Source organism: Streptomyces alanosinicus (assembly GCF_014650595.1).
Classification (GTDB): Bacteria; Actinomycetota; Actinomycetes; order Streptomycetales; family Streptomycetaceae; genus Streptomyces; species Streptomyces alanosinicus.
Genome location: NZ_BMVG01000014.1, coordinates 41,415 through 58,118, shown reverse-complemented (window position 1 = coordinate 58,118; position 16,704 = coordinate 41,415). Strand labels below are relative to the sequence as shown.

12 protein-coding genes are annotated in these 16,704 nt (G+C 70.6%); 9 read left to right on the top strand and 3 right to left on the bottom strand.

The genetic code is table 11. The features are described 5' to 3' along the window. The first annotated feature begins 23 nt into the window (after positions 1 to 23). The 3 genes from IE277_RS25995 to IE277_RS25985 all read left to right on the top strand — a co-directional run bounded on the left by IE277_RS25995 (position 24) and on the right by IE277_RS25985 (position 2,567). Positions 24 to 1,454 (top strand): NAD(P)/FAD-dependent oxidoreductase, encoded by a 1,431-nt coding sequence (locus IE277_RS25995; protein ID WP_189956126.1) that lies wholly within the window; start codon positions 24 to 26, stop codon positions 1,452 to 1,454. A gap of 181 nt (positions 1,455 to 1,635) precedes the next feature. Continuing rightward, positions 1,636 to 1,953 (top strand): hypothetical protein, encoded by a 318-nt coding sequence (locus tag IE277_RS25990; protein WP_189956125.1) that lies wholly within the window; start codon positions 1,636 to 1,638, stop codon positions 1,951 to 1,953. A gap of 137 nt (positions 1,954 to 2,090) precedes the next feature. Beyond that, on the top strand, positions 2,091 to 2,567 hold the full coding sequence (locus IE277_RS25985) for a hypothetical protein (protein WP_189956124.1): 477 nt from the start codon (positions 2,091 to 2,093) through the stop codon (positions 2,565 to 2,567). Between the two features lie 50 nt (positions 2,568 to 2,617). Here IE277_RS25985 and IE277_RS25980 read toward each other — a convergent pair whose 3' ends face one another. Next, complete coding sequence (locus tag IE277_RS25980; protein ID WP_229881964.1) at positions 2,618 to 3,406, bottom strand: phosphatase PAP2 family protein; 789 nt, start codon at positions 3,404 to 3,406, stop codon at positions 2,618 to 2,620. Positions 3,407 to 3,823: 417 nt separating this feature from the next. Then, positions 3,824 to 5,158, bottom strand: a complete 1,335-nt coding sequence (gene gabT, locus IE277_RS25975; RefSeq protein ID WP_189956122.1) for a 4-aminobutyrate--2-oxoglutarate transaminase — start codon at positions 5,156 to 5,158, stop codon at positions 3,824 to 3,826. 384 nt (positions 5,159 to 5,542) lie between these two features. Here gabT and IE277_RS25970 point away from each other — a divergent pair, with 384 nt between their 5' ends. The 4 genes from IE277_RS25970 (at position 5,543) to IE277_RS25955 (ending at position 12,994) form a co-directional block, all read left to right on the top strand. Then, a complete protein-coding gene (locus tag IE277_RS25970; RefSeq protein ID WP_308433426.1) occupies positions 5,543 to 7,804 on the top strand; it encodes an ATP/GTP-binding protein in 2,262 nt (753 codons plus the stop codon). A gap of 135 nt (positions 7,805 to 7,939) precedes the next feature. Then, entirely contained in the window at positions 7,940 to 9,595 is a 1,656-nt protein-coding gene (locus IE277_RS25965; protein ID WP_189956120.1) for a PucR family transcriptional regulator, read from the top strand. A gap of 346 nt (positions 9,596 to 9,941) precedes the next feature. Further along, complete coding sequence (locus IE277_RS25960) at positions 9,942 to 11,390, top strand: aldehyde dehydrogenase family protein (protein WP_189956119.1); 1,449 nt, start codon at positions 9,942 to 9,944, stop codon at positions 11,388 to 11,390. Positions 11,391 to 11,626: 236 nt separating this feature from the next. After that, positions 11,627 to 12,994 carry a S53 family peptidase gene (locus tag IE277_RS25955; protein ID WP_189956118.1) on the top strand — a complete coding sequence of 456 codons (1,368 nt, stop codon included), beginning with the start codon at positions 11,627 to 11,629 and terminating at the stop codon, positions 12,992 to 12,994. Between the two features lie 278 nt (positions 12,995 to 13,272). Here IE277_RS25955 and IE277_RS25950 read toward each other — a convergent pair whose 3' ends face one another. After that, the gene (locus tag IE277_RS25950; RefSeq protein WP_189956117.1) at positions 13,273 to 14,286 is read right to left on the bottom strand and encodes a LacI family DNA-binding transcriptional regulator; all 1,014 of its coding nucleotides are present in this window, start codon (positions 14,284 to 14,286) and stop codon (positions 13,273 to 13,275) included. 184 nt (positions 14,287 to 14,470) lie between these two features. Between IE277_RS25950 and IE277_RS48890 the strand changes: the two genes are divergently transcribed. Both IE277_RS48890 and IE277_RS25945 read left to right on the top strand, forming a co-directional pair. After that, positions 14,471 to 14,605 carry a hypothetical protein gene (locus IE277_RS48890; protein ID WP_268252656.1) on the top strand — a complete coding sequence of 45 codons (135 nt, stop codon included), beginning with the start codon at positions 14,471 to 14,473 and terminating at the stop codon, positions 14,603 to 14,605. Positions 14,606 to 14,738: 133 nt separating this feature from the next. Beyond that, positions 14,739 to 16,676, top strand: a complete 1,938-nt coding sequence (locus tag IE277_RS25945; protein ID WP_189956116.1) for an acyl-CoA dehydrogenase family protein — start codon at positions 14,739 to 14,741, stop codon at positions 16,674 to 16,676. The last annotated feature ends 28 nt before the right edge of the window (positions 16,677 to 16,704 follow it).

Below are 16,704 nucleotides of genomic sequence, written 5' to 3'. Positions count from 1 at the left end.
AGTCCTCGTAGGGAGTTGAAATCATGGCCCCAAGCGCCATGAGTCGTGGAAAAGACAACTGGATCGCCTCTCTCTCCGAAGCCCAGCCGGTCCCGTACTGGCTGGAAGACCCCGGCAAGCCCCCCGCCGAGCCCGCCCTCACCGGCACCGAGAACTGCGACCTGCTGGTCGTCGGCGGCGGCTACAGCGGGCTGTGGGCCGCGCTGGGCGCCAAGGAGCGCGACCCGCAGCGCGATGTGGTGCTGCTGGAAGGCCGCGAGGTGGGCTGGGCCGCCTCCGGCCGCAACGGCGGCTTCTGTGCCGCCTCCCTCACTCATGGCCTGCCCAACGGCATGACCCGCTGGCCGGACGAGATCCACACGCTGCAGGAGCTGGGCCGGCGCAACCTCGACGAGATCGAGGCCGCCGTCGCCCGGCACGGCATCGACTGCGAGTTCGAGCGCACCGGCGAGATCGACGTCGCCACGGAGACCTACCAGGCCTGGGAACTGCGCGACTGGCACCGGGAGCTGACGGAGAAGGGGCTCGCCGACGGCATCGAGTTCCTCGACGCCGAGGCCGTGCGCGAGCAGGTCGCCTCGCCCACCTTCGAGGCGGGCCTGTGGGACCGCCGGGGCGTCGCCATGCTGCACCCGGCCAAGCTGGTCTGGGGCCTGAAGAAGGCCGCTCTGGAGCTCGGCGTACGGATCTACGAACACACGCCCGCGCTGAGCCTGAAGCAGTACGGCGCCGGCATGGCCGTACGCACGCCCTACGGCGCGGTCCGCGCCCGCGGGGTCGCGCTCGGCACGAACATCTTCCCGAGCCTGCTGCGCCGCGTGCGCTCCTACACCGTCCCGGTCTACGACTACGCGCTGATGACCGAGCCGCTGAGCGCCGACCAGCTGGCCTCGATCGGCTGGAAGAACCGCCAGGGCCTCGGCGACTCGGCCAACCAGTTCCACTACTTCCGGCTGTCCGCCGACAACCGGATCCTGTGGGGCGGCTACGACGCCATCCACCACTACGGCGGCCGGGTGCGCTCCGAGTACGACGACCGGCCGGAGACGTACGCCAAGCTCGCGGGCCACTTCTTCACCTGCTTCCCGCAGTTGGAGGGCGTCCGCTTCACCCACGCCTGGGGCGGCGCGATCGACACCTGCTCGCGCTTCTCGGCGTTCTACGGCACCGCGCACCAGGGGAAGGTGGCGTACGCGGCCGGGTACACCGGCCTCGGCGTGGGCGCGACCCGCTTCGGCGCCGATGTGATGCTCGACCTGCTGGACGGGGAGCGCACCGAGCGCACGGAGCTGGAGATGGTCCGCAGGAAGCCGCTGCCGTTCCCGCCCGAGCCGTTCGCCTGGACCGGGATCGCCCTCACCAAGTGGTCGCTGGCCCGCGCGGACGCGCACGGCGGGCGCCGCAATCTGTGGCTGCGGGCGATGGACCGACTGGGGCTGGGCTTCGACAGCTGAGCCGGCGAGGGGAGGGGGGAGGGGCGGGGCGGGCCCGGGCCGAGGGCTTTTACCTGGCCCTTATGACGGCGTCAAGCCACGAGAATCCGGAGCATGACCCCGCTGCCGTATTCCGGCGTACTGGAAGCACGGACCTCACCGGGAGGTACCGGCTTCCACACCGGATCAGCAGGAGAAGATCATGAACCGCATCACCCGCGTCACTCGCACCCACCGCAAGGACGACGACTCCCGTGCCCGGCGTCGCCCGGGCCTGGCGACGGCGGTGGCCTCCGCCGCCGTCGTCGCCGCGGGCGTCATGCTCCCGGCCGCGGCCGCCACGGCGGCGCCCATGCACCAGACGGCCGCGGTGACCATGGCTCCCCGGCATGACCACGACCACAGGGACCACTGGGACCACGACCACCACAGGCACTACTACTGGGACGACGATCACGACCGGTACTACTACTGGGACCACGATCACTGCTACTACGTGTACGTCTGGGGCTGGGACTAGCCCCGGCCGATACTGAGAAGTGACCCAGGTCACTCGAAAGGGGACGCGGAACCCGCGTAATGCCCCCGCGAGGCCTCCCTCTCTCTCCCTGACCCGACCGTGCCGGACGGCCGGGTGAGAGAAAGGGAGGCCCTTCGATGACTGGGGCGAAGACGGCCGTCGAGTGGCTGGCATCCGTCGCACCGGATCCCGAGGCCTGTCGCTGGGAATGGGAGCGCAACCCCCTCGGGATCGCCCTGCTGCCCGCCGGCAGGGCCTGGGACGTACTGATCCTGCCCGGCGACCTCGGCTACCCGACCCTGGACGTGCTCACCCGGGTGCTCGACCGGCCCGGCCCGGTACTCGTCGACTTCGGCGACAACCGGGTCGGGTTCTTCGTGCCGCCGGGCACCGCGGCCCGCTGGGTCGGCACCGGGATCCGCACCGCGGGCCCCGGCACCTGGATCGTCGTGCCGTATCCCGGCCGGGCGACCCGGGGTGTGCGCTGGCTGGTGCCGCCGGACGGCTCGGGCACACTGACCGACCCCGCGCTGCTGGAGCTGGCGATGCACGAGGCGGCGGCGTGGCTGGCCGGGGGCGGGGACAGGGACAGGGGCGGGGACGGCTGCGGCTGACCGACCCGGCCTTCGGCGAGTGAGCAACGGCTGCGTACCGCCGTCCGAGGTCACGAAGACCCTGGACCGTCCGACGAAGAAGACGAACCGCGGCTCGTACGCGCCCCATGGGGCCTGTCCCGCACCGCGCGGTCCGATGACACGGTCGGTGAACCGGGACCGCTGACCGAACCGGGAGTTCCAGAAGAACTCCGACACGTATTTCCGCTGACCGCGCTTCGGCTGATCGCGCTTCGGGTGGTCACCTGGGACAGGGCGGTCAGCAGCACGGTGCACAGACACCAGCTGGCCACCACATCCAGCGGCCAGTGATAGCCGCGCCGGACCAGGCCGTACGACACCCCGAGGACCAGGGCCGTACAGACACCGACCAGGCTCCGGCGGGCGGCGCCGGAGCGCAGCCAGGGGAGCAGGAGGAGGGTCGCGGAGCCGTACGCGACGGCGGCCGTCGCCGTATGGCCGGAGGGGAAGTAGCCGACAGCCGGGGGCACCGCGGGGGTCCCCGGCCGTGCGGTCCACTCCTTCAGCGGGACGACGATCGCCGGGACCAGCGCCATCAGGACGAACGCGGCGAGCGGCGGCAGCCACCAGCGGGGCACACCGCTGCCGCGGCCCCGCCACAGGACGTACCCGATGGCAAGGAGGAGTACCGGCACGGCGACCTGGCCGTTGCCGAGGTCGGAGAGGATCTCGGAGAAGCGGTCCGGATGGACGAGGGCCCGGCTCAGGCGGGCGTCCAGCCGCAGCAGCGGGCCGTGGGCCACGACCTGCCAGGTGAACAGGGTGAAGAGCACGGCCGGCAAGGCGAGCAGCGGGGCACGGCGGACAACGGTCGACACGACGCCCAGCTTCGCAGAGTTGCGGGAAGGAGGTCGGCCGCCCCGGAACAGGGGGGGTGGTTCCGAGGCGGCCGACCGGATCGGAACGTCGCACGCCCCGGGGGGTTTGGGGCGGCGACCGTCCGATCGGTGAGGAGATCCCGGAGCCGTCAGGCGCCGGATGTGTGCGCGAGGGCACGACCAGGTCGAAGCTGGGGAGGCCTCGTCCTGAAATCGTCCACAGTCCCCTGTGGACGGGGTGTATCTCTCATCTGGGTAGAACCTACGGCAGGCCGCGGCGCTTGGGCAGACGGAAACGCGACCCGCCATCCACCCCGCACACCTTCTTCACACGGCCTGCCGCAGGCCCCGTCACAGGTGCGGACCGCCTGTTCGGAACAGGCGCGGACGAGGCGTGGACGACTCGTCCAGATGCGCTCAGATGCGGGAGAAGGCCTGCTCGATGATGTCGAGGCCCTCGTTCAGGAGGTCCTCGCCGATCACCAGCGGGGGCAGGAAGCGCAGCACGTTGCCGTAGGTGCCACAGGTCAGGACCAGCAGGCCCTCGGCGTGGCAGGCCTTGGCGAGCGCGCCGGTGGCCTCCGGGTTCGGCTCCTTGGTGGCGCGGTCCTTGACCAGCTCGATAGCGATCATCGCGCCGCGCCCACGCACATCGCCGATGATGTCGAACTTCTCGGCCATGGCGGCGAGGCGCCCCTTCATGACCTCCTCGATGCGCTTGGCCTTGCCGTTGAGGTCCAGCTCCTTCATGGTCTCGATGGCACCGAGCGCACCGGCGCACGCGACCGGGTTACCGCCGTAGGTGCCGCCGAGGCCGCCCGCGTGCGCGGCGTCCATGATCTCGGCGCGACCGGTGACGGCGGCGAGCGGAAGACCACCCGCGATGCCCTTCGCGGTCGTGATGAGGTCCGGGACGATCCCCTCGTCCTCACAGGCGAACCACTGCCCGGTCCGGCAGAACCCGGACTGGATCTCATCGGCGACGAACACGATGCCGTTGTCGGCGGCGAACTGCCGAACCGCCGGCAGGAAGCCCTTCGCCGGCTCGATGAAGCCGCCCTCGCCGAGGACCGGCTCGATGATGATCGCGGCGATGTTGTCGGCGCCGACCTGCTTGGACATCTGGTCGATGGCCTGCGCGGCGGCCTCGGGACCGGCGTTCTCCGCACCGGTCGGCCAGCGGTAGCCGTAGGCCACCGGCACGCGGTACACCTCGGGCGCGAACGGCCCGAAGCCGTGCTTGTACGGCATGTTCTTGGCGGTGAGCGCCATGGTGAGGTTGGTCCGCCCGTGGTACCCGTGATCGAACACGACGACGGCCTGCCGCTTGGTGTAGGCACGCGCGATCTTCACGGCGTTCTCGACGGCCTCGGCGCCGGAGTTGAACAGCGCGGACTTCTTGGCGTGGTCACCGGGGGTCAGCTCGGCGAGCGCCTCCGCGACCTCCACGTACCCCTCGTACGGGGTGACCATGAAACAGGTGTGGGTGAAGTCGGCGAGCTGGGCGCTCGCCCGCCGTACGACGGCCTCGGCGGAGGCACCGACGGAGGTCACGGCGATACCGGACCCGAAGTCGATGAGCCGGTTGCCGTCGACGTCCTCGATGATCCCGCCACCCGCGCGGGCGGTGAAGACCGGCAGCACCGAGCCCACGCCCTGCGCGACCGCGGCGGTACGGCGGGCCTGCAGCTCCTGCGACTTCGGGCCGGGGATGGCGGTGACGACGCGGCGCTCCTGCGGAAGTGCGGTCATGAGGGCTCCCTGATGAATCTTGCGTACCGGGCGGTCCCGGACGACTCCGGGCGGTGGTATTTCGGCCACATACCTATCTTTCTTCGCAGGCTAGGGCCGGGGACGGGGGGTGGGCATGCTCCATGTGGGCGTTGTCGGCGGCCGTGGTTGTCCGCCGTGGACATAGCTTCATGGCCGGGGTACGCCCAGTCGGCGGGTGCTCTCGGCCGCGTAAACGGTGAACTCCCCTTCGCGGGGCGTTAGATTGGCTCGCTGATGGTGGATGGAACGGCTGGTCAGGGGGCAAGGGCGATGGACAGCGACGGCACACGAGATGCACGCGGCACGCATGCGCATCCTGTACCGCGCCCGACGGCACCGCCACAGGGACATGACGTCCCTCCGATGCCCCCTGCACCGCCCGGTGTGCCGCCCGTGGCCGGCGGCTCGGCGTTCCTGCAGTGGCTGCGTACTCCCCGTCCCGAAGTCACACCCGGGCTGTGGCGCTTCGGGTACCGGCCCCGGCCTCAGGAGACCAGCGCCCGGGTTTCCGACCGTGCACTGCTGACAGGAGCGGTGGGCGCACTGCTCGCGGTCCTCCTCGTGTGGTCGCTGTGGGCCAACAATCTGGTGCCCCACAAGAGGATCCTGCTGGAGTTGGTCACGCCGACCGACTGGTGGAGCGGCCAGCCGCACCGGGCCGCATCCACCGCCAGCGCCGTCTACGACAGCATCTTCGCCACCCTCGTCCTGTACTACTTCGCCCGTGTGGGCAACTGGAAAGAGGTCGTCCAGCGGTATGTGGCCGACCGGCCGCAGCCGTCGCGCGCGCTGCGCGCCGCCGTCCTCGGAGCGCTCATCATCTGGCTGGTCGTCTGGCACGGGCTGCTGCCGTACTACAAGCTGGCCGTAAGCCTGACACCGTCCGGCTGGCTTTTCGGGGACGGCGACCCGGAGGCCACTTTGCAGCGACTGAAACTCCTCAAGGCCGGGCTCACCCTGTTGACCTTGTGGCCGTTCGCCGTAGCCGGCGACTGGCTGGGCCTGGTCGGCAGCTTGCGTCAGCCGCGGACCGTGGCCGAGCGCCGCGCGGCCGAGGCGCCCGACCATGTCGCGGACTGGCACGAATTGCACGCCCATGGACAGAGCACGACGGCCGCACGGCTGTCCGAGGAGGCGAGCACTGGCCGGATGAACGACGTCGACTGCTTGAGGATCCGTCGTGCCTGGAGTTCCGTGGTGGCCGATCCGACCCGTCTCGACGCGTTCACCTCTGCCGTGCTCAGAGACGGCGCCCGCGCCTGTCTGCACCCCTCAGGGCAGCGTGACCTTCCTGCTCGCATGGCCACGCATGACCTGCTGACCTCTCAAGTCCGCATCGGCCGGTACACGGATGCGGAGCGCACACCTCCTGCCCACCGGGCTGCGGGCGCCGCCGTGGACCCCAGCACGCTCGGCACATCCCTGTTGGTGGTCGGCCCGTCCGGCTCGGGCAAGACCGCGCGAATGGTGCGGCCCATCGCCGAGTCCCTTGCTCTCCAAGCCCTCGCCGGGCAGGCGGCTGTCGTCATGGTGAGTGCCGCCGGAACGTCTCTGGGGCTCGATCAGTCCTACGACATCGTGATCAAGCCAGGGGACCGGTCGTCTGCGTACGATCTCGATCTCTACGGTGGGACGGACGACCCGGACGAGGCGGCCGCGCTCCTCGCGGACGTACTGGCTGGCGACTGGACCGAGGTCGACCTCCGGCGTGCCGTGACGGTGCTGGCACAGCTTCTGGGGCCGTTCCGGGCCGTCCACAGCCGGTTCCCGTCCGTATCGGAACTGAGGCAGCTGCTGGACGGGGAACCGTCGGCTCTGGACCGGCTGAAGACGATGCTCGACCCACAGGAGCACTCCCTCCTCCGGGAACTGGACGCTCGCGCACGCCAAGCAGGCGTCCCGGGCGACGTCGGGATAGTGCTCAGCGACCGGCTCGGCTGTCTCGACCGACCGGTCTTCACCGGCTTCTTCGACACCTCCCTCGACGCCCGGCCCTTCACCCTGAGCTCGCTCGACCACCCGCTGAGGGTCAGGATCGACCTGCCGGAGCGTGCGCATCCCGAGGCTGCCCAACTTCTGGCACGGTTGGTGCTCGCCCAGTTCACGAAGTGCATGGCCACGCGTGTGGATCGGTCCCTGTTCGCCTGTCTCGTTCTGGACGATGCGACACACGCGATCACGGCCGGGTCCGTGCGAGCCCTGCGCAGGCTGCGGGAGAGCCACGCCGGTGTGGTCCTGAGTCTGCGGGCCCTCGGCGATGTGCCGGAACACCTGCGGCAGGCCCTGATCGCAGCGGTCGGCTGCCACGCCGCCTTCGCGGGGCTCGCCACCTGGGAGGGTGCGCTGTTCGCTCAGGCATGGGGCACGGAGTGGGTGGAGACGACGGAGGTCGCCAAACACACAGTGTTCGCGGACCAGCCGCTGACCCGGTTGATCCACGCCGTACGGAAACTCGGTACCGGGAAGCCGGTCACCACGGATGCCGTCACCGTCCGGCAGGTCGAGCGGGAGCGGTGGTCGGCTTCGGAGTTGGCGCATGGGGTGCCGGCCGGGCATGCGGTGTTGTCGTTGACGAGTGTGCGGGGGGAGCACGCGCCGCCGTTGCTGGTGGATCTGCGCGGGTGAGAGACGGCCCGGGGACCGTACGGTGAGGCAGAATCGGTACAGGCCGTTCATACGGTTCGGCCAACAGGTCATGGTGATCATGCTGATCGTCGTCGGTTGTCCTGGTCATCGGAGATTCCTCGTCGTGAAGGCCCCATGCCCCCTACTCTCGCCTCGCTCGTCCACCACTCCGCGCTCAAGCTGACCGTGCGCGCCGGTGAGGACCGTCTCGATGTGCCGGTCCGCTGGGCCCACGTCAGTGAGTTGGCCGACCCGGTGCCGTACATGGAGGGCGGCGAACTGCTGCTGATCACCGCGCTGAAGCTGGACGCGGAGGACCGGGAGGCCATGCGGCGGTATGTGAAGCGGCTGGTGGGGGCCGGTGTCGTCGGGCTCGGGTTCGCCGTCGGGGTGAATTACGAGGACATTCCCGAGGCGCTCGTCGAGGCCGCGCGGGAGGAGCGGCTGCCGTTGTTGGAGGTGCCGCGTCGCACCCCCTTCCTCGCCATCAGCAAGGCCGTGTCCGCGGCCATCGCCGCCGATCAGTACCGGGCCGTCACCGCGGGATTCGCCGCCCAGCGTGAACTGACCAAGCAGGCCCTCAGCGCCGGACCCGAGGGCCTCCTCGGCGCGCTCGCCGCCCAGGTCGACGGCTGGGCCGCGCTGTACGACGCCTCCGGTGCCGTCGTCGCGGCCGCGCCGGAGTGGGCGGGGCGCAGGGCCGCGCGGCTCACCGCCGACGTCCAGCGGCTGCGCGAGCGGCCCGCCCCGGCCTCCTCCGTGGTCGGCGGGCCCGAACACGAGGACCGGGTCGAGCTGCACTCCCTGGGGACGGGCCGGCGGCCCCGCGCCGCGCTCGCCGTCGGCACGGCCGCCGCCCCCGGCACCGCCGAGCGATACGCCGTGCACTCCGCCATCGCCCTGCTCACCCTCACGACCGAACGCTCCCGTTCCCTGCACGCGGCCGAACAGCGCCTCGGCACGGCGGTGCTGCGCATGCTGCTCGCCGGGGAGCCCGACCACGCCCGCGCCGTCGCCGGGGACCTGTACGGCGGGCTGCTCGACGCCCCGTTCCGGATGATCGTCGCCGAGTCGGTGTCCGGATCCGCCGCCAGGGCGCACGCGGACGCCCATGGCCATGTCGCCACGTCGGTGTCCGGGGGCGCGGCCCTCGTCGCCGACGCCGGCGGTGATCCGCTGGGCGCGCTCACCGAAAGCGTGGAGGCCGCCGCCGCGCGCTCCGGGGAGGCCGTGCTGGTCGTGCCCGAGGGCGAGCGGCTGGTCGTACTCGCCGCCGACGGGGGTGCCGCGGTGGCCGCCTGCGCGCAGTACGCGGCGGCGCTGGAGGCGGCGCGGGCGGTGCCCGAGCAGGCCGGGGGAGAGGAGGACGAGCTGGTGGTGGGGCTGTCCGCGCCGGCCGGGCCGATCGCCGCGGCGGCGGCCTACAAGCAGGCCGAGCAGGCGCTGTCCGTGGCACGCCGGCGAGCGCGGGTGCTGGTGGAGCACGAGCATGTGGCCGCGGGGTCCGTGCTGCCGTTGCTGGCCGACGACGCGGTGAAGGCGTTCGCCGACGGGTTGCTGCGGGCGCTGCACGAGCATGACGCGACGGGCCGCGGGGATCTGGTCGCCTCGCTGCGGGCATGGCTGTCGCGGCACGGACAGTGGGACGCGGCCGCGGCGGACCTCGGGGTGCACCGGCACACGCTGCGCTACCGGATGCGGCGGGTCGAGGAGATCCTGGGGCGGTCGCTGGACGATCCCGACGTACGGATGGAGCTGTGGCTCGCCCTGAAGGCGACCTCCGGCGACTAGGGCGTGTTGCGAAAGTCCCGCCTGCCGCCCGACGCCTGGCACGCACTCTCGCCGCACCGGGCGAAAACCCACGTACAACCAGTACGAGGGCTTTCGCCCGGCACTCCCCCAGCCTCCGGCCGGGGGGACCCCCAGAGCACGCACCAGACGCCGCTCGGCCCGCCCTCCGGGCGGACGACGGGACTTTCGTAACACGCCCTAGTCCAAACAGTAGTGTCCTGCTCCTCTACTGCTACGGGTCGGACAAGCGACCCCCGGGCGCCCCCGCCCTACCGTGGACCACGAAAGCCAAGTACATCCCCAAACGCGGAAGGGCCGGGACTCGCAGATGCCCCAGGAAAAGAATGTGGGAGCCACCCACGCCTTCTGGCTCGCCGGTCGCCAGGTCACCGGCGAGGACACCTTCGACGTCACCTCCCCGTGGGACGGCCGGCTCGTCGGCAAGGCCGGCGTACCGACGGACGCCCAGGTCGAGGAGGCCGTGGCCGCCGCGTACGCCGTGCGGGACGAGTTCGCCGCCACCCCGGCACACGTGCGGGCCGCCGCGCTCGACCACGTCAGCAAGCGGCTGGTCGAGCGCACCGAGGAGATCGCCCAGCTGATCTCCGCGGAGAACGGCAAGCCCATCAAGTGGGCCCGGGGCGAGGTCGGCCGCGCCGTCTCCGTGTTCCGGTTCGCGGCCGAGGAGGCCCGCCGGTTCAACGGCGGTGAGGCCCAGCGGCTCGACACCGACCTCGGCGGCCAGGGGCGCCTCGCCCTGACCCGGCGCTTCCCGAAGGGCGTCGTGCTCGGCATCGCGCCGTTCAACTTCCCGCTGAACCTGTGCGCCCACAAGATCGCCCCGGCGATCGCGGCCGGCGCCCCGATCATCCTCAAGCCGGCGCCCGCCACCCCGCTGTCCGGCCTGATCATCGGCGACCTGCTCGCCGAGACCGAGGGCCTGCCGGCCGGCTCCTGGAGCATCCTGCCGGTCGCCAACGACAAGATGCCCGCCCTCGTCCAGGACGAGCGACTGCCGGTCATCTCCTTCACCGGTTCCGAGAAGGTCGGTTACGCGATCATGGACTCGGTGCCGCGCAAGCACTGCACGCTGGAGCTGGGCGGCAACGGCGCGGCCGTGGTCCTCGGCGACTTCGCGAGCGACGCCGACCTGGACTGGGCCGCGACCCGCATCGCGACCTTCTCCAACTACCAGGGCGGCCAGTCCTGCATCTCCGTGCAGCGCGTGATCGCCGACGCGTCGGTGTACGACCGGCTGCTGCCGCGCATCGTCGCCGCCGTCGAGGCCCAGGTCACCGGCGACCCGAGCGACGCCAAGACGGATGTCGGCCCGCTGGTCAGCGAGGCTGCCGCCGAGCGCGTGGAGTCCTGGGTGAAGGAGGCCGTCGAGGCCGGCGCCACGCTGCTCACCGGCGGTGACCGCGACGGCGCCTCGTACGCGCCGACCGTCCTCACCGACGTACCGGCGGACACCACGATCTCCTGCGAGGAGGTCTTCGGGCCCGTCCTGACCGTGCAGAAGGTCGACGGCGAGACGGCGGCCTTCGAGGCCGTCAACTCCTCCAAGTACGGTCTCCAGGCGGGCGTGTTCACCCACGACCTGCAGGTCGCCTTCCGCGCCCACCGGGCCCTGGAGGTCGGCGGCGTGGTGATCGGCGATGTCCCGTCCTACCGCGCCGACCAGATGCCGTACGGCGGCGCCAAGCAGTCCGGAGTGGGCCGTGAGGGCGTCAGGTTCGCGATGGACGACTACACATACGAGCGCGTGCTGGTCCTGACCGGACTCGCGCTCTGACCTGCCACGGACAGGTCGGGCAGGAACGGCCGGAGCCCACTGTGCGGGGGCTTCGGCCGTTCCTCGTTCCGTTTCCCTGACTGCTGCACCCTGGTAAAGGATTCGAAATCTGCGGTTCAAGAGTGTTGCCATAAGTCTTGATCTGTCCATGACTCACCCGATGAGATGCGCCTGACCACTTCGTCCGAGTCGGCCTCAGCCGGCTCAGGACGTCACAGGACCACTCAGGGGACCACATGCACATAGCCCGTTCCGGGCGGGGCGTCGCGGCGTCCACCGCCACCGTCGCGCTCGTCGCCGCCGCACTGGCGGCCACCTCCCAGGCCGGCGCCACCACCGCCGCGCCCGCCGGCGTACCGCACACCAAAGCGGTGCCGGCCATCGCGGGGAACACCCTGGTCCACGGTGTGGCCAGCCCCCTGCCGATCGAGCAGTGCCAGACCAAGTGGCACATCAACTGCTACAACCCGCTGCAGTACCGCACCGCGTACAACCTGAACCCGCTGTACAAGAAGGGCATCACCGGCAAGGGGCGGACGATCGTCATCGTCGACTCCTTCGGGTCCCCGACCGTCCAGCACGACCTGGACGTCTACAGCAAGCAGTTCGGGCTGCCCAGCACCAAGGTCAGCGTCGTCAAGTGGGGCCACGTCCCGAAGTGGGACCCCAAGAACTCCGACATGACCGGCTGGGCCGGCGAGACCACGCTGGACGTCGAGATGGCGCACGCCGTCGCCCCCGGCGCCAAGATCGTGCTGGTCGAGACGGCGGTCGCCGAGACCGAGGGCGTCACCGGTCTGCCGGAGATGATGTCCGCCGAGAAGTCCCTGATCGACCACGGGGTCGGCGACGTCATCAGCCAGAGCTTCGGCGCCACCGAGAACACCTTCCCGGGCTTCGACAAGGGCGACTTCTCCAGCATCAAGAAGCTGCGGTACGCCTTCGAGGCCGCCAAGCGCAAGCACGTCACCGTGCTCGCCTCCTCCGGTGACGGCGGCGCCACCGACATGAAGGCGGACGGCAAGTCGTACTACAACAAGCCCGTCAACTCCTGGCCGTCCTCGGACCCGCTGGTGACCTCCATCGGCGGCACCCAGCTCCACCTGAACGACAAGGGCCGGCGCGTCAAGCCGGACAGCGTCTACAACGACAACGGCGCGGGCGGCGGCGGCCAGTCCCACGTCTTCGGCCGCCCGTCCTTCCAGGACGGTGTGAAGAACGTCGTCGGCGGCCGCCGCGGCACCCCGGACATCTCGATGGCCGCCGCGGTCAACGGTGGTGCCTGGGTGTACTCCAGCTACGACCCGACCGCCGTCGGCTGGGAGGTCTCCGGCGGCACCAGCGAGGCCAGCCCGCTCTTCTCGGGCATCGTGGCCCTCGCCGACCAGGCGGCCGGTCGCCGACTGGGTGACATCAACTCCGCCCTCTACACCCTGCTGAAGCAGAAGAACCCGGGTGTCGTCGACGTCAACGACGGCACGGACAACAGCTACCAGGGCGTCAAGGGCTACAAGGCCGTCAACGGCTATGACATGGCCACCGGCGTGGGCACGCTGGACGCCCTCCGCTTCGTGCCGGCCCTCGGCAAGGCGAGCCGCGGCTGATCACGGCGCCATTGCGTCACCCCTGAGACGGCCCGGGTCCTGGACCCGGGCCGTCTCGCATGCCCGGCCCGTGGTCTCGTCCCACTAGGTAATGGCAATCATTTTCAGGTAAGCTGGTCATGGCGCAGCCCGCCATGGCGAAGGGGTCCGGCACCGCTGCCTTCCGGTGCCGGACCCCTTCCTGTCGCCGGTCTTCTCCGGACCCTCAACCGGAGAAGCCGACGTGCGCGAGCCGCAGTTCCATGACGCCCTCGCCCGCCACTCGTGAGCCGCGGGTGTCAGGGTGCGGCCGGCGCCGGCCCCGAACTCGCCCGCGGCGTCAGCTCGGGGGCGAGCAGCACGACCTCGTCGCCGCCCGGCCCGTCCAGCTTGGCCACCAGGTGCTCCACGGCGCGCCGGCCCATCTCCTGCGCCGGCACGGCGACCGAGGTCAGCCGCACCGAGGCCTGCACGGCGACCTGGTCCGGGCAGATCGCGACCACGGACACGTCCTCCGGCACGGCCCGGCCCTGCTGGCGCAGCAGCGCGAGCAGGGGTTCCACCGCCGACTCGTTCTGCACCACGAACCCGGTCGTCGCCGGGCGCTCGTCGAAGATCCGGGCGAGGGTGAGGGCCATCGCGTCGTACCCGCCCTCGCACGGGCGGTGCAGCACGCGGACGCCCGTCTCGCGGGCCCGGGAGCGCAGTCCGTCGAGGGTGCGCTCGGCGAAGCCGGTGTGCCGTTCGTAGACGGCGGGGGCCTCGCCGATGACTGCGATGTCACGGTGGCCGAGCCCCGCCAGATGCGTCACACACAGCGCACCCGTCGCGCTCCAGTCCAGATCCACGCAGGTCAGATCCGCTGTGTCGGCGGGCAGCCCGATCAGCACCGAGGGCTGGCCGCTCTCCCGCAGCAGCGGCAGCCGCTCGTCCTGCAGCTCGACGTCCATCAGGATCATGGCATCGGCGAGACCGCTGCCGGTCACCCGGCGCACCGCGTCGGGCCCCTCCTCCCCGGTGAGCAGCAGGACGTCGTAGCCATGCGTACGGGCCGTGGTCGCCACGGCGATGGCGATCTCCATCATCACCGGCACATACATGTCGGTGCGCAGCGGGATCATCAGCGCGATGATGTTCGACCGCTTGCCGGCCAGGGCGCGGGCGCCGGCGTTCGGGTGGTAGCCCAGTTCCCGGATGCTCTGCTCGACCCGCTGCCGGGTGGTCGAGGAGATGGACCGCTTGCCGCTGAGGACATAGCTCACCGTGCTCGCCGAGACTCCGGCGTGCTGGGCGACCTCGGCGAGGGTGACCATCCGTGCTCCAACCGGTGTGAAGCGCTTCGACATTGCGCGCTGCTGACGAGGATGAGTGAGGGTGTGATGGACATTATCCTCAGCCAGGCCGGAGTGTCCAGAGGTGTCGAAGCGCTTCGACGTGTTTTCCGATCCGGATCCTCGGCAACCTGTCGGCCGGGCGGCGACCCCAGGGAGGCGGAACATGAACGGCCCCCCGGAAGGACCTGTCGTCGCGGCCGGTGACACCCTGGCGCAGGCCGGCGGGTCGAGCAAGAGGTGCGGCGCGTTCGACGCGCTCACCTTCGGCACGTACAGCTACCAGGGCGACATCGGCTGAGCGCCGGCCGACTATCCGCTGAACGGACGCGCGAGGGGTGGTCGGGGCGGCCCGTTTCGGGTACCAACGATCCAGTAGCACTGGTCGGTAGTGAACGGTCCGAATCATCCCTCTTCGCGGCGAGGTGAGCCTCATGTCCGCCCCCACCACTTCACGCACCAACGTCACCGAGCGCGAGGCACGCCAGGTGGCGGAGGACGCCCGGGAACAGGACTGGCGCAAGCCCAGCTTCGCCAAGGAACTGTTCCTCGGGCGCTTCCGGCTCGATCTCATCCACCCCCACCCGCTCCCCGACGACGAGTCCGTGCGGCGCGGCGAGGAGTTCCTCGCCAAGCTGCGTACGTTCTGCGAGAGTACCGTCGACGGGGGTCGCATCGAGCGCGAGGCCCGCATCCCCGACGAGGTCGTGGCGGGCCTGAAGGAACTCGGCGCGCTCGGCATGAAGATCGACCCCAAGTACGGCGGTCTCGGCCTCACCCAGCTCTACTACAACAAGGCCCTCGCCCTGGTCGGCTCCGTGAGCCCCGCCGTCGGCGCGCTGCTCTCCGCGCACCAGTCGATCGGTGTCCCGCAGCCGCTGAAGATGTTCGGCACCCAGGAGCAGAAGGACGCCTTCCTGCCGCGCTGCGCCCGCACCGACATCTCCGCCTTCCTGCTCACCGAGCCGGACGTCGGCTCCGACCCGGCACGGCTCGCCACCACGGCCGTACCCGACGGGGACGACTACGTCCTCGACGGGGTGAAGCTGTGGACCACCAACGGCGTGGTCGCCGATCTGCTCGTCGTCATGGCGCGGGTGCCGAAGGCCGAGGGACGCAAGGGCGGCATCACCGCGTTCGTGGTGGAGGCGGCCTCGGAGGGCATCACCGTCGAGCACCGCAACGCCTTCATGGGGCTGCGCGGCATCGAGAACGGCGTCACCCGCTTCCATCAGGTCCGGGTACCCGCAGCAAACCGCATCGGGCCCGAGGGCTCGGGTCTGAAGATCGCGCTGACCACCCTCAACACCGGCCGGCTCTCGCTGCCCGCGATGTGCGCGGGGTCCGGCAAATGGTGTCTGAAGATCGCCCGCGAATGGTCGGCGGAGCGCGAGCAGTGGGGCAAGCCGGTGGCCCTGCACGAGGCGGTGGGCTCGAAGATCTCCTTCATCGCGGCCACGACCTTCGCCCTCGAAGCCGTCCTGGACCTCTCCTCCCAGATGGCCGACGAGGACCGCAACGACATCCGTATCGAGGCCGCCCTCGCCAAGCTCTACGGCTCCGAGATGGCCTGGAAGATGGCCGACGAACTGATCCAGATCCGCGGCGGACGCGGCTATGAGACCGCCGACTCCCTGAAGGCGCGCGGCGAACGGGCGGTCCCGGCCGAGCAGATGCTGCGCGATCTGCGCATCAACCGGATCTTCGAGGGCTCGACGGAGATCATGCATCTGCTGATCGCCCGCGAGGCCGTCGACGCCCATCTCTCGGTCGCCGGTGACCTCATCGACCCCGACAAGTCCCTGTCCGACAAGGCGAAGGCGGGCGCGAACGCGGGCGTCTTCTACGCCAAGTGGCTGCCGAAGCTGATCGCCGGACCGGGCCAACTTCCCTTGTCCTACGGCGAGTTCAAGCAGGGTGTCGATCTGTCCGGGCATCTGCGCTACGTCGAGCGCACCGCCCGCAAGCTGGCCCGCTCCACCTTCTACGCCATGTCCCGCTGGCAGGGCCGGATGGAGACCAAGCAGGGCTTCCTCGGGCGGATCGTGGACATCGGCGCCGAGCTGTTCGCGATGAGCGCGGCCTGCGTCCGGGCCGAACTGCTGCGCAGCCGGGGCGAACACGGCCGCGAGGCCTACCAGTTGGCCGACGCCTTCTGCCGGCAGGCCCGCATCCGGGTCGAGGAGCTCTTCGACCGCCTGTGGACCAACACCGACGCCCTCGACCGGAAGGTGGTCAAGGGCGTTCTCGGCGGGTCCTACACCTGGCTGGAGGAGGGCATCGTCGATCCGTCCGGGGACGGCCCGTGGATCGCGGACGCGACCCCCGGACCGTCCACGCGGGAGAATGAACGCCGCCCTTACGGCGACTGAGCTCCTCCGTCACCCGGTGACCGGGCGC